This is a genomic window from Dechloromonas sp. ZS-1 (assembly GCF_039649255.1).
Classification (GTDB): domain Bacteria; phylum Pseudomonadota; class Gammaproteobacteria; order Burkholderiales; family Rhodocyclaceae; genus Azonexus.
Genome location: NZ_JBDIYD010000010.1, coordinates 82,580 through 100,953 on the forward strand (window position 1 = coordinate 82,580; position 18,374 = coordinate 100,953).

Consider the following 18,374-nt stretch of genomic DNA (forward strand, 5'->3'; position numbering starts at 1 on the left):
GCCTAGCTTTCGATTTGCTTTCACCGGCGCGGCACGGAACAATGTGTTCAAAGCGCTCGGCTCAAGCCGGCAAAAAGATAAAAACGGAGACAAAACATGAAGATCCTGCTGGTCGAAGACCATCCGGAACTCTGCGAATGGCTGGCCAAATCGCTCGGGCAGGCCGGCTATGTCGTGGAAATCGCGGATCGGGGCGATCACGCCGAGCATCACCTGCTGACCGGCGAATACGATGGTGTCCTGCTCGACCTCTCCCTGCCCGGCAAGGATGGGCTGGAGGTGTTGCGCAGCCTGCGTGCCCGCGGCTCGCGCGTGCCGGTGCTGATCTTCACGGCACGCGGTTCGGTCGATGACCGGATTCGCGGGCTCAACCTCGGGGCGGACGACTATTTGCCCAAGCCCTTTGAGCTTGGCGAACTCGAGGCGCGCTTGAAAGCCTTGCTGCGCCGCTCTGCCGGGCAGTTGCCGCATGTCTGTCTGGGGCGTTTGTGTTTCGACACCGTGAGCCGCCTGCCGACGGTCGACGGCGCGCCGCTGGCGCTCACGCCGCGCGAGCTGGCGGTGCTCGAGGCCTTGCTGACGCGCATTGGCCGTCCGGTGGCGCGTGACGTGCTCTTCGAGAAGATTTTCAGCATGGAGCAGGATGCCCGGCCGGAGGCCATCGAGATTTATGTTTCCCGATTGCGCAAGAAACTGGAAGGGAGCGGGGCCATGATCACCACGGTGCGCGGACTGGGTTACCTGATTGCGGCGCAGGCGGACAGCCCGGCATGACGCAGGCGAGCACATCGGGCAACGCCGCGCAGCGTCCGGCCCGGCGCGGCGCAGGAAAGAGCCTCAAGCGCGGGTTGACCGTCTGGCTGATCGGGGTGCTTTCGGCCCTGCTCGTCGTCGATGCCTGGTTCAGTTACCGCGATGCCCTGGCCGCGGCCAATCAGGCCTATGACCGTTCCCTGTCTGCCTCGCTCAAGGGCATTGCCGAGCGCATCTATGCCACCGAGAGCGAGGTTGTGGTGGATATTCCCTATTCGGCGCTGGAACTCTTCGAGGCCGGCAGTTCCGACCGGGTGTTCTACAGCGTCGGGCATCCCGGCGAGGCCTTGATTACCGGCTACGAGGGCTTGCCCGCGCCGAGCGAGCTGAAACCCAATGTCGCCGTGTTTTTCGATGGGGTGTATCGCGGCCAGGCACTGCGTCTCGGTGCCATGTTGAAGCCCCTGTACCGGACGGAGTTCCCCAAGCCGGTGCTGGTCATCCTGGGGGAAACCACCAATTCGCGCCAGGATGTCGTCTTCAGCCTGTTTGCCGGGGAAATCGGGCGCAAGGCCGTGCTGGTCGTGGTGGCCCTGATGGTCGCCCTGCTCGCGGCACGGCTGGCGGTCAAGCCGGTGGAGCGCCTCGGTCAGGCCATTCGCGAGCGTCCCGAGGATGACCTGACGCCGGTCACCGGCTCCGATCTGCCGCGTGAAGTCGAACCGTTGGTCGATGCGATCAACCTGCACATGGGCCGCATCGAGCGCATGGTCGAAGCGCGGCGCCGCTTCATCACCGATGCCGCGCATCAGCTCAGAACACCGTTGGCCGTGTTGAACACGCAGGCCGAATACGCTTTGCGCCAGGACAGTGCCGCGGCCATGCGGCCCGCCGTCGAAGCCTTGCACACCAGCCTGGGCAGCGCGATTCGCTTGACCAACCAGTTGCTGGCGCTGTCGCGGGCTGAGTCGGTGAATGGTCTGATGCTCTCGCGGCAGGCGGTGGATCTGTCGGTGCTGGCGCGCGACATGGTCATCGAACTGCTGCCGCTGGCCGCACGCAAGCAGATCGATCTGGGCTTCGAGGATGCCGCTGGGCAAGCGCTGAGCGTGGTCGGCAATGCCGTGCTGCTGCGCGAGATGCTGGCCAATTTGATCGACAACGCCCTGCGTTACACCCCGCCGGGCGGCATGGTCACGGTGCGTCTGGGGGCGGATGAGGCTTGGCCGGGGGGCGTTCGTCTTGCCGTGATCGACAATGGACCGGGGATTCCGGCCAGCGAGCGGGAGGCCGTGTTCCAGCGCTTCTATCGGCTGGATGTGAGCGATCACACCGGGAGTGGGCTGGGGCTGTCGATCGTGCGCGAGATCGTGCTCAGCCACGCCGGGGAGATCCATCTGGACGATGCCCCCGACGGCACGGGCCTGTGCGTCTGGGTGCGTTTGCCGCCGGGCTGAGCCCGACGGTCAACGGTCAGGACGGGGCCAAAACGGGCCGGCATGCGGGGCGGGGTGAGCCCGCCGGTTTGGCCGGTTGAATGAGCCCGCTGATTCAGCCCTTCTTCTTGCTGCCGATCTTGGACTCCTTGCCGGCGAGCAGGCGCTGGATGTTTTCCCAATGCTTGCCGACGAGGGCCATGGCCAGGACGCCGACGACCAGCGTCGTGCCGTTGCCACCCTGCATCAGGACTTGCCAGACCGGTGCGAGCGCGGCCGCGACAATGGCGGCGAGTGAGGAGTAGCGGAAGACAAAGGCGGTGAACAGCCAGGTGCCGAGCACGGCGAGACCGAGCAGCGGGTCGAGGGCGAGGAGAACGCCGGCGGCCGTCGCCACGCCCTTGCCGCCCTTGAACTTCAGGAAAATCGGGAAGAGGTGGCCGGCAAAGACCGCCAGGGCGATGAGGCCGGTCAGGTTGTCGGAGAGGCCGTAGTGACGGGCCAGCCAGACGGCCAGCCAGCCCTTGGCGGCATCGCCGATCAGGGTAAACAGGGCGGCTTTCTTGTTGCCGCTGCGCAGGACGTTGGTGGCGCCGGGATTACCGGAGCCGTAGGTGCGCGGATCGGCAAGGCCGAAGACCTTCGAGGAAATCATCGCAAACGGCACGGAGCCGAGCAGGTAGGCTGCCACGATGGCAAGCAACGGGAAGAGCGGAGTATCCATGGTCAGGTGGGCGCGGGGCGCGTTGAGGTACAATCGCGCCGAATTCTACACCCCGCTGCGGTCGACCGCCCCATGGACATCATTTTCATTGAAGAGCTGCGCGCCGAAACCTGGATCGGCATCTACCCGCGCGAGAAGGCCATGCCGCAGACGGTCGAGATCACCCTGCACATCGGGGTGTCCACGACGTCAGCCGGGGCCAGCGACGATATCCGCGATACCGTGGATTACGCCGTGGTCGTCGAGCGTCTGCGCGCCGACCTGGCGGGCGCCCATTTCAACCTGCTGGAAAAGCTCACCGAGCACATTGCCACCTATCTGCTCGAGAACTTTGCCGCCCAGTGGGTGCGCGTCTCGGTGGCGAAGCTGGGCATGATGCCGGGCGTCAAGCGCGTCGGCGTGACCATCGAACGCTCGGTCTGAGCCTGGCCGGGCATCCGCCCGGTGGGTTGGCAGGAGGCCTCTGCCATGAAAAACGGCGCTCGAGGCGCCGTGTGAGCGATGCGGCTCCCTCGCGCTCAGACTTCGCTGACCAGAAACTCGATGCTGGCGCCGTCCTTGACGATTTCCTTCACGGCGCAATGCTGGATGCTGTCCAGAATCGCTGCCTTCTGCTCGGCCGTGAAGCCTTCCGGGAAGCGGACTTCGGTCTTGAACTTGCCCAGGGTCAGCGGGCCGCCCGCGCCGGCAAACGGCTTGCAGGCGATTTCGACGCCGGCCGGGGAAATACCCAGCGACTTGCAGGCCTTCTTCGTGAATACGGCCGCACAGGCAGCGAGCGAGGCGTAGAAGGCTTCCAGCGGGTTCATCGCGGAGCCGTCCAGCGCGTAATCGGCAGAGAACTTGCCGTTGGTCACGGTGATGCCCATGGTGGCGTCGACGGTGGTGGTGTACATGCTGTGATCCTTTCTGGTCAGTACGACGTTATATTATTAAACGCTTATATTGTGACCCAAAAAAACCGCCACGGCAAGTGACGGTGTGTGACGGGCAGCGCAGGACGGCGGGCGCCCTGTGCTGCCGTATCGCGGATCAGCCCAGACGCTGGCGGGCGCGCACGATGGCTGCCTTGACCTGCTCCGGTGCGGTGCCGCCGATGTGGTTACGGCTGGCCAGCGAGCCTTCGACGGTCAACACGGCAAAAACGTCCGATTCCACCTGCGGGCAGAAGGCGCGGATCTCATCCAGCGTCAGCTGCGGTAGGTCGACGCCCTTGGCCTCGGCGGCCTTGACGGCGTGGCCGACGGCTTCGTGCGCATCGCGGAAGGGTAGGCCCTTCTTGACCAGATAGTCGGCGAGGTCGGTGGCGGTGGCGAAGCCCTGGGTCAGCGCCGCCTTCATGTTCTCGGCACGGACGGTGATGCCACCGGCCATGTCGGCGAAGATGCGCAGGGTGTCGGTGACGGTGTCGACAGCGTCGAACAGCGGCTCTTTATCTTCCTGGTTGTCCTTGTTGTAGGCCAGCGGCTGCGACTTCATCAGGGTCAGCAGGCTGATCAACTGGCCGTAGACGCGGCCGGTCTTGCCGCGGGCGAGTTCCGGCACGTCCGGGTTCTTCTTCTGCGGCATGATCGAGGAGCCGGTGCAGAAACGGTCGGCGATCTGGATGAAGCCGACGCGCGGGCTCATCCACATGACCAGTTCTTCCGACAGGCGGCTGATGTGCATCATCAAGAGCGCGCAGGCCGAGGTGAATTCGATGGCGAAGTCGCGGTCGGAAACGGCATCCAGCGAGTTTTCGCAGACGCCTTCGAAGCCCAGTTCGGCGGCGACGAATTCGCGGTCGATCGGGTAGGTCGTGCCGGCCAGGGCGGCGGAACCGAGCGGCAGGCGATTGACGCGCTTGCGGGCGTCGGCGAAGCGCTCGGCATCGCGGCCGAACATTTCGAAGTAGGCCAGCATGTGGTGGCCGAAGGTGACCGGTTGGGCAACCTGCAGGTGCGTGAAGCCGGGCATCGGCGTGGCGGCTTCCTTCTCGGCCAGATCGACCAGCGCGCTGCGGAAGGCCTTGAGCAGCACCTGAATGTCGTCGATGCTGTCGCGCAGGTAGAGGCGGATGTCGGTGGCGACCTGGTCGTTGCGCGAACGCCCGGTGTGCAGGCGCTTGCCGGCATCGCCGACGAGGGCGGTCAGGCGTTTTTCGACGTTCAGATGCACGTCTTCCAGGTCAATCGACCATTCGAGCTGGCCGGATTCGATTTCCTGCGTCACGATGGCCATGCCGCGTTCGATGTCGGCGAGGTCCTGGGCGCTGATGATGCCTTGCTTGGCGAGCATCTTGGCGTGCGCGAGCGAGCCGCGGATGTCCTGGCGCCACATGCGCTTGTCGAAGTCGACGGAGGCGGTGTAGCGCTTGACGAGGTCGGAGACGGGCTCGGAGAAACGGCCGGCCCAAGTATATTGATTGGCGTTCGAAGTCATGACTCTGGTCTAGAATGCGGCAAACTGGCGACGAATTTCAGGGAAATCCGCACGAAAAATGGCAAGTATACGGCACTTTCCGGCTACGCACCCGCTGCCCGATTGGCGCAACCTCGGCGTCATGCTGCGCGCCCTGCTCGGCATCAACCTGCTGGCCGCACTCGGCGCCTTGATGAGCGCCCCGGCGCTGGCCGATTGGCCGGCCCGCTGTCTGGAGGCTGCGGCCCTGGTCGAACCCGCGCTGCTGCTCACCCTGGCATTGCTCTACCTTGTGCGCGACCTGCTGCGTCGCCTGCCGGTGCGCCTCGGGCAGGCGAGCGTTCTGCTCCTGGCCGGTGGCGTGACCGGCGGGCTGGCGCTCGTCGCAGTCGATTTTTACTGGCTGTTTGGCCATGCGGTGAGCCGGATGGTCGTGCTGGCGATGCTGATGAGCGCATGTCTGCTCGGCTACTTTGAGTTGCGCGCCCGGGTTTTTTCGCCAGCCCAGACCGAGGCCCGGCTGGCCGCCCTGAATGCCCGCATCCGCCCGCATTTCCTGTTCAACTCGCTGAACGCCGTGCTCTCCCTGATCCGGGCGCGCCCGCAACAGGCCGAAGCGGCGCTGGAGTCCTTGTCTGACCTGTTTCGCGCCGCCATGGGCGATCCGGCGGCCCGCGTCACCGTGGCCGATGAGGTGGCACTCAGCCGTCAGTATCTGGAACTGGAGCATCTGCGCCTGGGTGAGCGTCTGACGGTCGACTGGCAAATCGACCCGGATTCCCTGTGCCAGGAAATCCCGCCCCTGATGCTGCAGCCCCTGCTGGAAAATGCGGTCTATCACGGCATCGAGCCGCGCCCGGAAGGCGGCGTGGTCAGCGTGCGTATCACGGCCGATCGCGATCAATTGCAGTTGGCCATCGCCAATCCGCTGGGCGCGGGCCCGGTGGGCCATGCCCCCGGCAACCAAATGGCGCTGGCCAATATCCGTGAACGCCTCGCCCTGTATTACGATCTCGAAGCCCGCCTAGAAATCGACCAGGATGATCAACATTACGAAGTGCGCATCTATCTGCCATGTCACCGGAAACCGTACTGAAAGTCCTGATCGTCGATGACGAGCCGCTGGCCCGCGAGCGCCTGCGTACGCTCCTGGGCGATCTGGCGGTGCAATTGCCGAGCACGGTGGTCGGCGAGGCAGCGAACGGCCTGCAGGCCCTGGCTGTGCTGCGTGAACAGGCGGTCGATGTGATCCTCGCCGATATCCGCATGCCGGGCATGGATGGCATCGAGCTGGCCGGCCATCTCGGCAGCATGCCGAAGCCACCGGCGGTGATTTTTACGACGGCTTACGACAATTACGCAGTCCAGGCCTTCGACCTCAATGCGCTCGATTATCTGCTCAAGCCCGTGCGTGCCCAGCGTTTGCTGACGGCGCTCCAGAAAGTGCGGCAGAGCCCGCCGCCCAGTGCGGCGCTGCTGGGCGAGATCGGCCAGCAGGTGCGCGGCGGCGGACGTTCCCATCTGGCCTGCCATGAGCGCGGGCGGCTGCTCCTCGTGCCGGTGCCGGAAATCCTCTACCTGAAGGCCGATCTGAAATACGTGGTGGCGCATACGCGCGAGCGCGATTACCTGCTGGACGACACCCTGACGCATCTGGAGGCCGAGTTCCCGGAACGCTTCATCCGCCTGCATCGGGCGGTGCTTGTGGCGCGGGATGCTCTGGCCGGGGTTGAGCGCGCCGCTGATGATGATGCCGAAGCCTATGGCTGGGCCTTGCTGCGCGACCTGCCGGATCGCTTGCCGATCAGCCGGCGGCAGTGGGGGCCGGTCAAGGCCGTCTTGCAGGGCTGAAGGGGCGCGTCAGATTCAGGGCGGGCAGGGGGCGGCGCGCAGGCGATAAGGATCGAGCCGGCGCTGCAGTTCGCCGTTCTGGCAGAGCTGCCGGAGGGCTTGGGCGAAGGTGCGGCTGGTGGCGTCATCGACGCGCAGCCGGGTCAGGCCGAAATGGTAGTAGAAGCGCTTGGCCTCGCCTGCTGCCCGCAGGCCTTGCAGGTTTTCCGAAGCGATCAGTGTTTGCGCCACGCGCTCATTGATCAGGACCAACCCTTCCGGGCCGTAACGGCCTGCTGCCAGTTTGCGCAGGGCGGTCAGGTTGTCGAGTTCGATCTGCTCTTCAAGCCCCTGTTCGGACCCGATCTCGCGCAGCGCGCTCAAGGTGCCGGAGGGGCCATAAACGCCGACCATCCGACCTCGAATATCCTCAGGCTTGCGGTACTGGAAGCGACTCTCGGTGCGGCTGAAGAACGTGTAGCGGGCTTCGAGGACGGGCGGGCTCAGGTGAAAGGCCTGGCGCCGCTCCGGCGTATCGACCACCGTGAAAATACCCTCGACCTCGCCCCGCTCGGCCATGCCGAGGGCGCGCCGCCAAGGCAGGACGCTGATGTCGCAGCTGCGTTTCAGTCGTTGGCAGGCGGCTTTCAGGACATCGACCATGGGGCCGGCCGCTTCGCCATTTTCCTGGTAGCTGAACGGCGGGAAGACCTCGGTCACGAAGCGCCAGCGCCCTGCCTCGGCCTGGGCGTGCACGCTCAGACTCCCCGTGCAGAGGAGGCAGGCGAGGAGGGCGAGGCGCCAGCCGGACATGGTCTTACCCCAGGGCGCGGCTCACCACTTCCAGCACATCGCGGGCGAGGCCGGGGTGGTTGCAGATGCGTTCGAGGGCCGCTCGGGCGTGCGCCTGACGCCCCGTGTCGAATTGCTTCCAGCGGTCGAAACTGCGGGCGAGGCGGGAGGCGACTTGCGGGTTCTTGTCCTGCAGGTCGAGCACGCGTTCGGCCATGAAGGCATAACCGCTGCCGTCGGCGGCGTGGAAGCGCACGAGGTTGGCCCCGAAGGCGCGGATCAGGGCGTAGATCTTGTTCGGGTTGCCGGCATCGAAGGCCGGGTGGGCGGTCAGGGCACGCACCGTGCTCAGCGTGTCGGCGCGACGGCTGGTCGATTGCACCTGCAGCCATTTGTCGACGACCAGTGCCTCGTGCTGCCAGCGGGTATAAAAATCGGCCAGCGCCTGCTCGCGCTGCGGGCAGGGATCGGTCGTGACGTTGGCCAGGGCAGCGAGGGCGGCAAACTGATCGGTCATGTTATCGGCCGTGCGGAACTGCGTGGCGGCCAGTTGCCGGTAGGCGTCGGCATCCGTCTCCAGCAGGTAGGCGAGACAGACATTGCGCAAGGCGCGGCGTCCGGCCTGCTCGGCGCTGGGCGCGTAGGGTTCGGCCACGGTCAGGGCGGCGTAGAGGCCGGCAAACTCGCCTTCGAGCTGTTCGGCCAGATGGCGGCGCAGGGCGTTGCGGGCGGCGTGCAGGGCATCCGGATCGACCACCGGCATCAACTCGGCCAGGGTGCCTTCGCCCGGCAGGGTGAGGGCTTCGGCGACGAAGGCGCTGCCGCGCTCGGCCTGGGTCTGGAGCAGGCGACGGCAGGCCGCGACGAAGGCTTCCGGCCAGTGCGGGGCGCGGCCCGCCGCGATGGCCTCGGCCGCATCGAGAATGAGCCGGGTGGCCAGGCGCTGGCCGGCATCCCAGGCATTGAACGGGTCGGATTCGTGAGCCAGGAGCAGGGTCAGCTGGTCCGGGGTGTAGTCGAAATCGAGATAGACCGGCGCCGAGAAGTCGCGCAGCAAGGAGGGGATGGGTTCGGCGTCGATGTGGTCGAAGACGAAGGATTGGCTGTGGGCGCTCAGGTGCAGGGTGCGCTCGCTGCCCGGCAGCAGCGTGCCGGCCTCGGAGAAGAGGGCGACGCGCAGCGGGATCAGGTAAGGCGCGGGATTGTTCGCGGCATCGCTGGCCTTGGGGTTGGTTTGCGTGCAGGTCAGGGTATAGCTGCGGGATTCGGCATCGAAATGACCGTCGACCGTCACCCGCGGCGTGCCCGGCTGCTTGTACCAGCGCATGAACTGGCTGAAATCGAAGCCGGAGGCTGCCGCCATCGCCGCGACGAAATCCTCGCAGGTCACCGCCTGCCCGTCGTGGCGGCGGAAGTATTCGTCCATCCCGGCGCGGAAGGCGTCGCGGCCGATCAGCGTCTGGATCATGCGGATCACCTCGGCGCCCTTTTCATAGACCGTCGCGGTGTAGAAATTGTTGATCTCGATATAGGACTCGGGCCGGATCGGGTGCGCCATCGGGCCGGCATCTTCCGGGAACTGCGCGGCGCGCAGGGTGCGCACCTCGCGGATGCGGGCGGTCTGGCGGTTGTGCAGGTCGGCGCCGAATTCCTGATCGCGGAAGACGGTCAGGCCTTCCTTCAGCGACAGCTGGAACCACTCGCGGCAGGTCACGCGGTTGCCGGTCCAGTTGTGGAAGTATTCGTGCGCGACAACGCGGTCGATGTTTTCAAAATCGACATCGGTGGCGACATCCGGGCGGGCCAGCACGTACTTGGTGTTGAAGATGTTGAGGCCCTTGTTCTCCATCGCGCCCATGTTGAAATCGCCGACGGCGACGATCATGTAATGGTCGAGGTCGCACTCGAGGCCGAAGCGTTCTTCATCCCACTGCATCGACTTCTTGAGCGCCGCCATCGCGTGCGGGCACTGGTCGAGCTTGCCCGGTTCGACGTAGATGGCGAGCTGCACCTCGCGCCCGGAGGCGGTGCGGAAGGTGTCCTTGAGCACATCCAGCTTGCCGGCGACGACGGCGAATAGATAGCAGGGCTTCTTGAACGGGTCCTGCCAGGTGGCCCAGTGCGTGCCATCGGTGTGTTCGCCCGCGGCCACCGGGTTGCCGTTGGCGAGCAGGACGGGGAAACGGGCTTTGTCTGCGTGCAGTGTCACCGTATAGACGGACATCACGTCCGGGCGGTCGAGGAACCAGGTGATGCGGCGGAAGCCCTGTGCCTCACACTGCGTGAAGTAACCGTCCTTCGAACGATAGAGCCCCGACAGGCAGGTGTTCTGATCGGGCTGGATGCGGACCACGGTGGTCAGCGTGCAGGTGTCGGGCAGTTGCTCGACGGTCAACGTGTCCGGCGTGGCCAAAAACGGGGTCGGCTGGCCGTCGACCGTCACCGACAGGGTGTCCAGCTCGGCCCCATCGAGCACGAGCGGCTGGCGCGGCTGGTCGGCATTGCGGCGCAGGGCCAGGCGGGCGGTGACGGTGGTGCCGGTATCGGCGATGACGATATCGAGATTGACCGTGTCGATCCACCAGGCGGGCGGCGTGTAGTCCTGAAGGCGGATGGTCGGGGCGGTCGTGGCTGCGGTATCGGTTTTCATCGGGGATTTCTTAAAAATGCGAAAAACAAATTCATGATAAGACAAAGCGCCGGTGTGCCGTAGGGGCGCTGCCCCAAACGGGTTAAAGCGCTTTGACCGGAATGCAGAGCTGGCAGGTGAACATGCCGGTTTCCGGGTCGTACTCGGCGTCGACCGGATAGCGCTCGAAACAGGGGCGGCTGTCGATCTGCAAGCCGCTGTTGGGCAGCCAGTCGCGCAGGAACTCGGTCCAGGCCAGACCGATGCCCGGCCCGTCGCCCCGGTAGTCCGCCAGCGCATAGCGTCCGCCCGGCAGCTGGACGACACCGGCGGGGGCGGGCGGCGTGACGTGCTCGGGAATCTCGACGGCCGCATCGTAGCGGCAGTGTTCCGGCGCCGTGATGCCGGGGTCGTCGTGGCCGATGCCGTAGCAGGGGCGGCCCCCCAGATCGTTGGCCTGCATCCAGGGCAGGAAGCGTTGCTGCCAGAAGGCGGCGATGGACGGACCGTAGGGGCCGATATGGCGCAGGTAGGCGATGCGGGTTGGCGGCAGGGTGCTGAGGGTGACGGGCATGACGGAACGCCTGAGATCGGGTTGGATGACCTCGGTAGTCTCCGTCTGGGGGGCCACGGGCGCCTGATCGAACTTGCGCTCGACCTGATCGTGCTTGCGCCGTTGTCGCAGCAGTTCATCGGCCCAGCGTGCGTCGGTGTTGGCCCGCCAGGCACTGGGCGTGTTGCCGAAATGCGCCTTGAAGGCACGGGCAAAGGCTTCGCCCGAGCCAAAGCCGACACTCAGGGCGATGTGCAGTACGGGCATCTGGCGCTGGCCTGCGAGGCGGGCCGCCGCCACTTCCAGGCGGCGCCGGCGCAGGTAATCGCCCAGGGTTTCGCCCATCCAGGCAGAAAAGATGCGGTGGAAGTGAAAGGGCGAAAAATGCGCGACGGCCGCCAGGGTGGCGACCTCCAGCGTCTCGTCGAGATGGGTGTCGATGTGATCGAGCACCCGGTTCATGCGCTGCGTGTATGCCTCGCCCGGTGCCGGACGGGCAGGGGCGCGCGAGGGGGCGCCGGGGTTTGAGGCCGCCGGGCGGGGCGTGCGCCCGAGGCGACGGGAAGGGATCGCCATCTCAGTTCAGGGAGGCGCTGGCCAGCTTGGCACCGAAGCCGATGAAGAGCGCGCCGACCGCCCCGGTCCCACCTGCGGCCAGCCAGCGGCGCTGGCTGACCTGGCGGGCCAGGTGAACGCCGCCGAAGATGAGCAGGGTCAGGTAGAGCGCGCTGCAAATCTGCACGATGAGCCCGAGGATGGCGAAGGACAGGACCGGATAGGGATAGCTCGGCGAGACAAACTGGATGAAGAAGGAGACGAAGAACAGGATGGCCTTCGGGTTGGTCAGGCTGATCAGGAGCGCAATGCGGAAGGGGCGGCTGGCGTCGAGGCGCTGGCTGAGCGGATCGCCCGTGCCATCGGCCGGATCGGCCGGCTGGCGCCAGCGGGCCAGGCCGGCCTGGAGCAGCTTGATGCCCAGCCAGGCCAGGTAGGCCGCACCGCTGTACTTGATGAGCATGAAGAGGGCGGGCGTCGCCTGGAGCAGGGAGGCCACACCGGTGGCCGCCGCAATCATGAGCAGGGTGTCGCCGAGGAAGATGCCGCAGGCGCCGCGATAGCCGGCGGCAATGCCCTCGCGGGAGGCGACGGTCATCACATAGAGCGAGTTGGGCCCCGGCAGGAGCACGATGACAATGGTGCCGATGACAAAAGTCCACACATCGGTAATGCCGTAGAACATGGTTCAGTCCTTGCGCTGCCAGACTTGCCAGCGCTCGCGGCCGGCAAAAACGGGGATGGAGTCGGCGACGGCGCGATCTTCGATGCGCTGGAAGTGCGGCGACAGCAGCGCGTCGAGTTGCTCGGGCAGGATGCCGAAGGGCGGCCCCTTGGGCTGGTCGCAGACGAAGAAATAACCGGCCAGCAGCGCGCCCGGCGGGAGCAGGGCGGCAACGCGGCGGGCCCAGTCATCCCAGAGCTTGCGCGGCAGGGCGCAGAGGAAGGCGCGCTCGTAAATCAGGTCGAGCGGCGTCTCGGGTTGCCACTGGAAAAAGTCACCGCAAACGAGGTCGACCGTCGAGCCCGGCCCGAGGAGCGGGGCGAGCACGGCCTGGGCGCGTTCGACGGCCGTCGGCGAAAAGTCGAGGGCGGTGGTTCGCCAGCCGCGCTCGGCCAGCACGCTCGCCTCCCAGCCGCTGCCGCAGCCGGGGATCAGGGTGCGCAGCGGGCGTGCCTGATGCGCGACAAACTGCGCGAAATCGTCCGGCACCTTGCCGGCATCCCAGGGCGTGGTGCCGGCGCCAAAGCGCTTGCACCAGAAATCCGGATGCTCCGGGCGTTGATCGTCGGCTTTGATCTGAGTGGGGGAAGGGGCGTGATCGCTCATGCTAAGATCACCGCTTCCGAAACCCTTGCTGCGTGCCGTTTCATGTCTGCTCCGTCGAAAATCGTCATCGCCTCCCGCGAATCCCGCCTTGCCATGTGGCAAGCCGTCCATGTCCAGGGCCGTCTGGCCGACCTGAATCCGGGGGCGGAGGTCGTCATTCTAGGCATGACCACTCAGGGTGACCAGATTCTTGATCGCCCGCTCGCCCAGATCGGCGGCAAGGGCCTGTTCATCAAGGAGCTGGAAGTGGCGATGCAGGAAGGCCGCGCCCACCTCGCCGTCCATTCGATGAAGGACGTGCCGATGGTGATGCCGGAAGGCTTCGTGCTCGCCGCCATCTCGGCCCGCGAAAACCCGCGCGATGCCTTCGTCTCGAACACCTACGCCGGCCTGGACGATCTGCCGGCCGGCGCCGTCGTCGGCACCTCCAGCCTGCGCCGCGAGGCCGTGCTGCGCGCCAAGTATCCGCACCTGGTCATCAAGAGCCTGCGCGGCAACCTCGATACGCGCCTGAAGAAGCTGGATGCCGGCGAATACGACGCGATCATCCTGGCTGCCGCCGGTCTGATCCGTCTGGGCCTGGAAGCCCGCATCAAGGCCGTGCTGACGCCGGAGCAGTCCCTGCCGGCGCCGGGTCAAGGCGCCCTCGGCATCGAACTGCTGGACGGCGATGCCACGATGGCCGCCGTCGTCGCGCCGCTCAACGACCCGGAGACCGCCCACTGCGTCAAGGCCGAGCGCGCCTTCTCGCGTGCCCTGGGCGGTTCCTGCCAGGTGCCGCTCGGCGGCTACGCCATCATCGACAACGGCCAGCTCTGGCTGCGTGGCTTTGTCGCCTCGGTCGACGGCACGGAAATGGTCAGCGCCGAATTGCGCGGCAACCCGGCCGATGACGAAGCGCTGGGGCGTCAATTGGCCGACATGTTGCGCGCCCAGGGCGCCGAGGCCATCCTCGCCAAGCTGGCCTGTCACGCCTGATTCCTTTGACGGGCACGGCGCGCATGACGCACCCCCGCCCGCTGGCGGGCCGCACCATCGTGGTGACCCGGCCCGCCGCCCAGGCCGCGCCGCTGGCGGAAGCCATCGCCGCGGCGGGGGGCCTGCCCCTGATCTTCCCGCTGCTTGAAATTTCGCCGGTGGCCGACCTGGCGCCTGTGCATGCTGCGGCGGCACGTCTGGCCGAGTGCGCCCTCGCCATCTTCATCAGCCCGAATGCGGTCGAGCATGCCTGGCCGGCCATTCAGGCCGCCGGCGGCTGGCCGGCCGGTGGTCCGATCCCGGCTGCGGTCGGGCAGGGAACCGTCAAGGCGCTGGCAGCACGCGGCGTGCACGGCTGCATCGCCCCGACCGAACGTTTTGATTCCGAAGCCCTGCTCGCCTTGCCCGCCCTGGCAAAACCGGCGGTCGACGGCAAAAAAGTGCTCATTTTCCGGGGCGATGGCGGGCGCGAACTGCTGGCCGATACGCTGCGCGAGCGCGGTGCTCAGGTCGACTGCATTGCCTGTTACCGTCGCCAGGGGCCGTCTGGCGGTGTCGCACCCCTGCTTGCGGCCTGGCGTGGCGGGCAACTCGACGCCCTGACGGTCTCGAGCAGCGAAGGCCTGCGTTATCTGGTTGATCTGCTTGATGCCGAAGGACGGACCTACCTCGCCGAGACCCCGGTCTTCGTGCCGCATGCGCGCATCGCCGAGAACGCGCAGTCGCTCGGCTTGCGTCAGGTTGTGCTGACCGATGGTGCAGATGCCGGTCTGTTGGCCGGTTTGCATGCTTATAATTGGCCGCATGATGAGTGACAACGAACACACCCCGCCGCCGGCGCCGTTTGTGCCGCCGGCCCGTCCCGCCGTCAGCGGTGCCCTGCGCGTCAATCTGGCCCTGATCCTCGCGGCCGGCGCCCTGGGCCTCTCCGCCTGGCAGTGGCAGCAGCAACGCGTCAGCCAGATGGAAACCGGCCTCAAGACGGCCGCCGCCCAGGAAAGCAGCCAGCAGGCGCTGACTCAGCTGCGCGAACAGCTCGATGGCCTGGTCGAGCGCCAGACCGATCTGGAAGACCGCCTCGATACCGTGCGCGGCGATACCGAAGCCTTGCAGAACCTGCGCCAGGAACTGGCGCGCGGGCGCGAGGAAGTGACCCTGATCGAGGTCGAGCAAGCCATCACCCTGGCCAGCCAGCAACTCCAACTGGCCGGTAACGTGCAGGTGGCCCGTCTGGCGCTGCAGGCGGCCGACAGCCGTCTGGCCCGCCTCGATCGGCCGCAGTTCCTCGCCTTGCGCAAAGCCGTGGCGCACGACCTGGCCAAGCTGAATGCGGCGCCGCTGGTCGATGTGGCCGGGATCAGCCTGCGTCTGGAAGAGATCGTCGCCCAAGCGGAAACGCTCCCGCTTGCTGCCTACGGTCGACCGCTCAACAAGGCCAAAAACGAGGCCCCTGCCGCCACGGGCTGGCAGGCCACGGCTCAGGCTGTCTGGGCAGAGTTCAAGGGGCTGGTGCGCATTCAGCGTTTCGACAGCGACGATGCCGCGCTGTTGGCGCCGGGGCAGGCCTATCTGCTGCGCGAAAACCTCAAGCTGCGCCTGCTCAATGCGCGCCTCGCCCTGTTTTCGCGGGACGCCGCCACCTTCCTGGCTGAGCTGAAGCAGGCCCAGGCCATGCTGGACAAGCATTTCCTGAGCGACGACAAGGCCGTTCAGGCCGCACGCGAGACCTTGCGCAAGCTGCAGCCGGCGGACGGTGCGATGGTCTTGCCGACGCTGGCCGACAGCCAGACTGCCCTGCGTCAGCTGCATCAGGCCAAGGAGAAGCGGTGAAAGGTCTGTTCTGGATTCTCGGCCTGTTTGCGTTGGCCGTGGCTGTGGCACTGGGTGCCCGGCTGAACGAGGGCTATGTGCTGCTTGTCATGCCGCCCTGGCGTGTGGAGATTTCCCTCAACTTTGCCCTCCTGCTGGCGCTGGCGGCATTCCTGCTGGCGTATGCCGCCTTGCGCGGGTTGCGCCTTGCCTTCGGCTTGCCGGCGGCCGTGCGCGACTATCAGCAGCGGCGCCAGCGCGACCGTGCCGCCGCCGTGTTTCAGGATGCGGTGCGTCTGCTTTTCGAAGGCCGTTTTGGCCAAGCCCTAAAAAAAGCCACTGAAGCCCATGCGGCCGGAACGGCGCCCGGTTTGTCGGCGCTCATTGCGGCCCGTGCCGCGCAACGTCTGCGTGAGCCGCAGAAGCAGCAGGGCTGGGTGGCCCGGGCCAAACTCGACGATCCCAAGACCGAAGCCGCCACGCTGATGCTGGAAGCCGAGATGATGGTCGAGGCCCGCCAGTTCGATGTGGCGCTGGATGTGCTCGCCCGCCTGCAGGAAAAGCATGGCCGCCACATCGCCGCCCTGCGCCTCGAACTGCGTGCCCGTCAGGGGCTCGGCGACTGGGATGGGGTCCTCAAGCTGGTGCGCCAGCTGGCCAAGCGCGATGCCTTGCCGCCCGAGGTGGTGGCCGAGGTACAGACACAGGCGCATCTGGGTGCCCTGGCCAGGCGCAAGGGCGATCGCGCCCAGTTGCAGGCCTATTTGAAATCGATGCCGGAAGCGGAATGCAGCCGGCGCGTTGCCCTGGCCGCGGCCCGTGCGCTCTTTGCCCAGGGGGCGGAAGAGGCCGTGCAGGCGCTGATCGAGCGCCAGCTGGCGCCGGAGAGTGCCTGGGAGTGGCAGTCCGATCTGGTCGATCTGTATGGCCGTTTGACGCAGGGGGGGCAAACGGCCCGTATTGCCAAGGCCGAAGCCTGGCTGAAGATGCATCCGAAGGATGGTCTCCTGCTGCTGGCTTTGGGACGGATGTGCGTGCGCCAGAAACTCTGGGGCAAGGCACAAAGCTATCTTGAGGCGTCGCTGGCCATCCGGCCTTCACGGGCGGCGCATCTTGAACTGGCGCGTTTGTTCGATCAGCTGGAGCGACCGGACGACGCGAATCGACATTACCGGGCCAGCATTGATCAGGACGAACGTCCGGACTGAGACAACGACAACAAAGGAGGCGGGGCCATGCTGAACATCGATTTGCGCAAGATCTACAATTTTTATCCCATTGAGCCCGCGCCCGATCCGGCAGCCCTGCCGACCGGCGGGGATGTCTATTACGAATGCGCGGACTGCAACGTGATCGTCAATTCCGTGCCCTTCGTCAATGCGGCCTGCGCCTGCGGCAATCTGAGCGGGACCGGCGGCAAGCTCAACGTCAAGGACCCGGCCCGGGTCAAAGTGGTCAAGGGCAAGCTCAAATAAACGGGCGATCCGGATGAAAAAAGGGGGAACCGCGGTTCCCCCTTCGTCGTTTACAGCCAATCCCGGTGCTGCAGGAAGACCTCGTAGAGCTCGGCTTCCGGTGAGCCAGCTTCCGGCTGCCAGTCGTAGCGCCATTTGACGACGGGCGGCAGCGACATGAGGATCGATTCGGTGCGTCCGCCGGACTGCAGACCGAACAGGGTGCCCCGGTCCCAGACCAGATTGAATTCAACGTAGCGGCCGCGGCGGTAGGCCTGAAAGTCGCGTTCACGCTCGCCGTAAGGCATCGCGCGACGCTTGGCGAGCACCGGCAGATAGGCCTCGGTAAACGCATTGCCGACGGCCTGGGTCAGGTTGAAGCAGCGTTCGAAGCCGCCTTCGTTGAGATCGTCGAAAAACACGCCGCCGACCCCGCGCGGCTCATTGCGGTGCTTGAGGAAGAAATACTCGTCGCACCATTTTTTGTATTTCGGATAAACCGCATCGCCGAAAGGCGCGAGGGCATCGCGGCAGGTTTGGTGAAAATGCACCACATCCTCGCGTTGACCGTAGTAAGGCGTCATGTCCATGCCGCCGCCAAACCACCAGACGGGGTCTTCGCCTTCCTTGGTGGCGACGAAGCAGCGCACGTTCATGTGGGCGGTCGGGCAGTACGGATTGCGCGGGTGCAGGACCAGCGACACGCCCATGGCTTCCCAGGCGCGCCCGGCGAGTTGCGGACGCACGGCGGTGGCCGAAGCGGGCAGAGACTTTCCGGTGACGTGCGAGAAATTCACGCCGCCGCGCTCGAAGAAATCGCCTTCCTCGATCAGGCGTGAAATGCCGCCACCGCCCTCCGGGCGCTGCCAGCTGTCCGTGCGGAAAGACTGACCGTCGAAGGCTTCCAGCTCAGCGACGATGCGCGACTGGAGGCCGGTAAAGTAGGTTTTGAGCTGTTGGGTGTCCATGGGGATTCTGATTTTCTTGGGGGCTCTATTTTGAGGCTTTTGGGGTGGGGTGGGCGGGTTTTTGTTGTGCGTGGGTGTTTGTTTGAGGCTGTGTTCCGCCCTGACGGCGTCTTCCTTTCTTTTGCTTCGCCAAAAGAAAGGAAGCAAAGAAAAGGCGACCCCA

Annotated in this window: 19 protein-coding genes; 10 read left to right on the top strand and 9 right to left on the bottom strand. The window is 66.0% G+C overall.

Translation table 11 applies throughout. From position 1 onward, the window contains the following. The first annotated feature begins 96 nt into the window (after positions 1-96). Positions 97-774, top strand: coding sequence for a response regulator (locus AACO21_RS12835; protein WP_346192919.1), 678 nt, complete (start codon positions 97-99; stop codon positions 772-774). After that, entirely contained in the window at positions 771-2,210 is a 1,440-nt protein-coding gene (locus tag AACO21_RS12840) for a sensor histidine kinase N-terminal domain-containing protein (RefSeq protein ID WP_346192920.1), read from the top strand. Before AACO21_RS12835 ends, AACO21_RS12840 begins: the two co-directional genes overlap by 4 nt. Before the next feature lie 94 nt (positions 2,211-2,304). Here the strand turns inward: AACO21_RS12840 and plsY are convergent, their stop codons facing one another. Next, positions 2,305-2,913 carry a glycerol-3-phosphate 1-O-acyltransferase PlsY gene (gene plsY, locus AACO21_RS12845; protein ID WP_346192921.1) on the bottom strand — a complete coding sequence of 203 codons (609 nt, stop codon included), beginning with the start codon at positions 2,911-2,913 and terminating at the stop codon, positions 2,305-2,307. A gap of 72 nt (positions 2,914-2,985) precedes the next feature. Between plsY and AACO21_RS12850 the strand changes: the two genes are divergently transcribed. Further along, positions 2,986-3,336 (top strand): dihydroneopterin aldolase, encoded by a 351-nt coding sequence (locus AACO21_RS12850; protein ID WP_346192922.1) that lies wholly within the window; start codon positions 2,986-2,988, stop codon positions 3,334-3,336. 95 nt (positions 3,337-3,431) lie between these two features. Here the strand turns inward: AACO21_RS12850 and AACO21_RS12855 are convergent, their stop codons facing one another. Next, on the bottom strand, positions 3,432-3,809 hold the full coding sequence (locus AACO21_RS12855) for an OsmC family protein (RefSeq protein ID WP_346192923.1): 378 nt from the start codon (positions 3,807-3,809) through the stop codon (positions 3,432-3,434). 136 nt (positions 3,810-3,945) lie between these two features. Continuing rightward, on the bottom strand, positions 3,946-5,334 hold the full coding sequence (gene argH, locus AACO21_RS12860) for an argininosuccinate lyase (protein WP_346192924.1): 1,389 nt from the start codon (positions 5,332-5,334) through the stop codon (positions 3,946-3,948). A 58-nt stretch (positions 5,335-5,392) separates the two neighbouring features. Between argH and AACO21_RS12865 the strand changes: the two genes are divergently transcribed. Further along, entirely contained in the window at positions 5,393-6,409 is a 1,017-nt protein-coding gene (locus AACO21_RS12865; RefSeq protein ID WP_346192925.1) for a histidine kinase, read from the top strand. Then, positions 6,388-7,164: a response regulator transcription factor gene (locus AACO21_RS12870; RefSeq protein WP_346192926.1), complete on the top strand. Its 777-nt coding sequence runs from the start codon at positions 6,388-6,390 to the stop codon at positions 7,162-7,164. Before AACO21_RS12865 ends, AACO21_RS12870 begins: the two co-directional genes overlap by 22 nt. A 15-nt stretch (positions 7,165-7,179) precedes the next feature. Here the strand turns inward: AACO21_RS12870 and AACO21_RS12875 are convergent, their stop codons facing one another. The 5 genes from AACO21_RS12875 to AACO21_RS12895 all read right to left on the bottom strand — a co-directional run bounded on the left by AACO21_RS12875 (position 7,180) and on the right by AACO21_RS12895 (position 13,002). Next, the gene (locus AACO21_RS12875; protein WP_346192927.1) at positions 7,180-7,956 is read right to left on the bottom strand and encodes a transporter substrate-binding domain-containing protein; all 777 of its coding nucleotides are present in this window, start codon (positions 7,954-7,956) and stop codon (positions 7,180-7,182) included. 4 nt (positions 7,957-7,960) lie between these two features. Further along, positions 7,961-10,585: an aminopeptidase N gene (gene pepN / locus AACO21_RS12880; RefSeq protein ID WP_346192928.1), complete on the bottom strand. Its 2,625-nt coding sequence runs from the start codon at positions 10,583-10,585 to the stop codon at positions 7,961-7,963. A gap of 82 nt (positions 10,586-10,667) precedes the next feature. After that, positions 10,668-11,693, bottom strand: coding sequence for an AraC family transcriptional regulator (locus AACO21_RS12885; RefSeq protein ID WP_346192929.1), 1,026 nt, complete (start codon positions 11,691-11,693; stop codon positions 10,668-10,670). 1 nt (position 11,694) lies between these two features. Beyond that, entirely contained in the window at positions 11,695-12,357 is a 663-nt protein-coding gene (gene leuE / locus AACO21_RS12890) for a leucine efflux protein LeuE (RefSeq protein WP_346192930.1), read from the bottom strand. 3 nt (positions 12,358-12,360) lie between these two features. After that, the gene (locus AACO21_RS12895; RefSeq protein ID WP_346192931.1) at positions 12,361-13,002 is read right to left on the bottom strand and encodes a methyltransferase domain-containing protein; all 642 of its coding nucleotides are present in this window, start codon (positions 13,000-13,002) and stop codon (positions 12,361-12,363) included. Between the two features lie 42 nt (positions 13,003-13,044). Between AACO21_RS12895 and hemC the strand changes: the two genes are divergently transcribed. The 5 genes from hemC to AACO21_RS12920 are packed head-to-tail and all read left to right on the top strand — an operon-like array spanning position 13,045 to position 17,264. Beyond that, positions 13,045-13,980: a hydroxymethylbilane synthase gene (gene hemC / locus AACO21_RS12900; protein WP_346192932.1), complete on the top strand. Its 936-nt coding sequence runs from the start codon at positions 13,045-13,047 to the stop codon at positions 13,978-13,980. A gap of 23 nt (positions 13,981-14,003) precedes the next feature. Next, positions 14,004-14,795 (top strand): uroporphyrinogen-III synthase, encoded by a 792-nt coding sequence (locus AACO21_RS12905; protein WP_346192933.1) that lies wholly within the window; start codon positions 14,004-14,006, stop codon positions 14,793-14,795. Next, positions 14,785-15,810, top strand: coding sequence for a uroporphyrinogen-III C-methyltransferase (locus tag AACO21_RS12910; protein ID WP_346192934.1), 1,026 nt, complete (start codon positions 14,785-14,787; stop codon positions 15,808-15,810). The genes AACO21_RS12905 and AACO21_RS12910 overlap by 11 nt, the downstream gene beginning before the upstream one ends. Continuing rightward, positions 15,807-16,997, top strand: coding sequence for a heme biosynthesis HemY N-terminal domain-containing protein (locus AACO21_RS12915; protein ID WP_346192935.1), 1,191 nt, complete (start codon positions 15,807-15,809; stop codon positions 16,995-16,997). The genes AACO21_RS12910 and AACO21_RS12915 overlap by 4 nt, the downstream gene beginning before the upstream one ends. A 27-nt stretch (positions 16,998-17,024) precedes the next feature. Then, on the top strand, positions 17,025-17,264 hold the full coding sequence (locus tag AACO21_RS12920) for a hypothetical protein (RefSeq protein WP_346192936.1): 240 nt from the start codon (positions 17,025-17,027) through the stop codon (positions 17,262-17,264). A gap of 50 nt (positions 17,265-17,314) precedes the next feature. On the opposite strand, the gene hemF is transcribed toward AACO21_RS12920, so the two are convergent. Beyond that, complete coding sequence (gene hemF / locus AACO21_RS12925; RefSeq protein WP_346192937.1) at positions 17,315-18,211, bottom strand: oxygen-dependent coproporphyrinogen oxidase; 897 nt, start codon at positions 18,209-18,211, stop codon at positions 17,315-17,317. Positions 18,212-18,374 lie beyond the last annotated feature (163 nt).

What these genes read in the sequence shown, in the direction of transcription:
- AACO21_RS12835 (WP_346192919.1), top strand. Translation starts at nt 97, where the DNA reads ATGAAGATCCTGCTGGTCGAAGACCATCCGGAACTCTGCGAATGGCTG.
- AACO21_RS12840 (WP_346192920.1), top strand. Translation starts at nt 771, where the DNA reads ATGACGCAGGCGAGCACATCGGGCAACGCCGCGCAGCGTCCGGCCCGG.
- plsY (WP_346192921.1), bottom strand. Translation starts at nt 2,913, where the DNA reads ATGGATACTCCGCTCTTCCCGTTGCTTGCCATCGTGGCAGCCTACCTG.
- AACO21_RS12850 (WP_346192922.1), top strand. Translation starts at nt 2,986, where the DNA reads ATGGACATCATTTTCATTGAAGAGCTGCGCGCCGAAACCTGGATCGGC.
- AACO21_RS12855 (WP_346192923.1), bottom strand. Translation starts at nt 3,809, where the DNA reads ATGTACACCACCACCGTCGACGCCACCATGGGCATCACCGTGACCAAC.
- argH (WP_346192924.1), bottom strand. Translation starts at nt 5,334, where the DNA reads ATGACTTCGAACGCCAATCAATATACTTGGGCCGGCCGTTTCTCCGAG.
- AACO21_RS12865 (WP_346192925.1), top strand. Translation starts at nt 5,393, where the DNA reads ATGGCAAGTATACGGCACTTTCCGGCTACGCACCCGCTGCCCGATTGG.
- AACO21_RS12870 (WP_346192926.1), top strand. Translation starts at nt 6,388, where the DNA reads ATGTCACCGGAAACCGTACTGAAAGTCCTGATCGTCGATGACGAGCCG.
- AACO21_RS12875 (WP_346192927.1), bottom strand. Translation starts at nt 7,956, where the DNA reads ATGTCCGGCTGGCGCCTCGCCCTCCTCGCCTGCCTCCTCTGCACGGGG.
- pepN (WP_346192928.1), bottom strand. Translation starts at nt 10,585, where the DNA reads ATGAAAACCGATACCGCAGCCACGACCGCCCCGACCATCCGCCTTCAG.
- AACO21_RS12885 (WP_346192929.1), bottom strand. Translation starts at nt 11,693, where the DNA reads ATGGCGATCCCTTCCCGTCGCCTCGGGCGCACGCCCCGCCCGGCGGCC.
- leuE (WP_346192930.1), bottom strand. Translation starts at nt 12,357, where the DNA reads ATGTTCTACGGCATTACCGATGTGTGGACTTTTGTCATCGGCACCATT.
- AACO21_RS12895 (WP_346192931.1), bottom strand. Translation starts at nt 13,002, where the DNA reads ATGAGCGATCACGCCCCTTCCCCCACTCAGATCAAAGCCGACGATCAA.
- hemC (WP_346192932.1), top strand. Translation starts at nt 13,045, where the DNA reads ATGTCTGCTCCGTCGAAAATCGTCATCGCCTCCCGCGAATCCCGCCTT.
- AACO21_RS12905 (WP_346192933.1), top strand. Translation starts at nt 14,004, where the DNA reads ATGACGCACCCCCGCCCGCTGGCGGGCCGCACCATCGTGGTGACCCGG.
- AACO21_RS12910 (WP_346192934.1), top strand. Translation starts at nt 14,785, where the DNA reads ATGATGAGTGACAACGAACACACCCCGCCGCCGGCGCCGTTTGTGCCG.
- AACO21_RS12920 (WP_346192936.1), top strand. Translation starts at nt 17,025, where the DNA reads ATGCTGAACATCGATTTGCGCAAGATCTACAATTTTTATCCCATTGAG.
- hemF (WP_346192937.1), bottom strand. Translation starts at nt 18,211, where the DNA reads ATGGACACCCAACAGCTCAAAACCTACTTTACCGGCCTCCAGTCGCGC.